Annotated in this window: 2 protein-coding genes; both read left to right on the forward strand. The window is 69.2% G+C overall.

Features of this window, described 5'->3' with window-relative positions:
• Positions 1-772, forward strand: a 772-nt coding sequence (locus EN964_RS34465) for a xanthine dehydrogenase family protein subunit M (RefSeq protein WP_127277432.1), incomplete at its 5' end; no start/stop codon positions are given.
• A partial coding sequence (locus EN964_RS34470; RefSeq protein ID WP_164776381.1) for a molybdopterin cofactor-binding domain-containing protein occupies positions 762-1442 on the forward strand: 681 nt, incomplete at its 3' end. The genes EN964_RS34465 and EN964_RS34470, both read left to right, overlap by 11 nt.

Genomic DNA, 1442 nt, shown 5'->3' on the forward strand with positions numbered 1-1442 from the left:
GTCGGGTGCTTCGGCGCAGCTTCGCAACGCCGCCACCGTCGGCGGCAATCTGCTGCAGCGCACGCGCTGCAGCTATTTCTACGACACCGCCAGCGCCTGCAACAGGCGCGAGCCAGGCGCCGGCTGCGATGCGCTGGGCGGCGAGAACCGCCTGCACGCCGTGCTAGGCTGGAGCGACGCCTGCATCGCCACCCACCCGTCGGACTTCTGCGTGCCGCTGGTGGCGCTCGACGCCGTGGTCGAGATCGAGGGCAAGAAGGGCCGGCGTCATGTGACACTGGAGGAATTCCACCGGCTTCCCGGCGAAACGCCGCAGCGGGAGAATGCGCTAGAGCCCGGCGACCTGATCGTGGCGGTGCGCCTGCCGGCGGAGGCGGCCTCCTTCTCCGCCAATGCCCGGTACCTGAAAGTCCGCGAACGCACCTCTTATGCTTTTGCCGTCGTATCGGCCGCGGCAGCGCTCGTCGTCGATGGCGGCAAGATCCGCGCCGCAAGGCTGGCACTGGGCGGCGTCGCGGCCAAGCCGTGGCGAGCCCGAACGGCGGAAGCCGTCCTGCTTGGCGCGGACGCCAGCGAGGCGACCTTCTCCAGCGCCGCGGACGCTGCCTTGGCCGATGCCAGCCCCTCCGGCGACAATGCCTTCAAGATCGAGCTTGCCCGCCGCATCGTGGTCAGGGCGCTGATATCTGCGCTTTCGGGAACGCCCGAGCGTCTGCCAGCCCTTCCTGCCTCCCCGTTCTCGAACATTCCCGGAGCGCGCCATGTCGCTTGAACTCAGCCTCAACCAGCAACCCGCCCATGCCCGGCAGGGCTCCAGCATCGGCCAGCCGCTGACCCGCCGCGACGGCTTTCTGAAAGTCACCGGAGCCGCGCGCTATGCCGCCGACAACCACCCGCCCGGCATGCTCTACGCCGTGCTGGCGGTCAGCAGCATCGCGCGCGGCCGCGTTGCCGCTCTGGATATCGAGGCGGCCAAGGCGCACCAGGGCGTGGTCGAGGTGATGACGCCCAAGAACCGGCCGGCGCTCGCCGCTGACCCGGACGCCAAGGACCACCCCTTCATGTTCCGGCTCGACCTGCTGCAGAACGATCAGGTCCGCTACCCCAACCAGAGCATCGCCGTGGTGATCGCCGAGACGCTGGAGGCGGCAACCGAGGGGGCGGCTTTGCTGTCGCCGCGCTATGAAGTGCTGCCGGCGCGCGTTGGCCTCGACGGCGCTGAAAGCTTCGTGCCGCGTGGTGTCGGTGTCGGCGGTCCGGCCGTGCAGCACAAGGGCGATGTCGAGGCCGGCCTCAAATCCGCAAAGACGCGGATCGAAGCCACCTACGAGACGCCGGCCCAGTACCACAACGCCATGGAGCCGCATGCGATCGTCGTCGCCTGGGATGGCGACACACTGTCGATCGACACACCGAGCCAGGGCCTTGCCATGGCGCAGGGC

Origin of the sequence: Mesorhizobium sp. M7A.F.Ca.CA.001.10.2.1 (genome assembly GCF_003998575.1) — a bacterium.
In the GTDB taxonomy this organism is placed as follows: Bacteria; Pseudomonadota; Alphaproteobacteria; order Rhizobiales; family Rhizobiaceae; genus Mesorhizobium.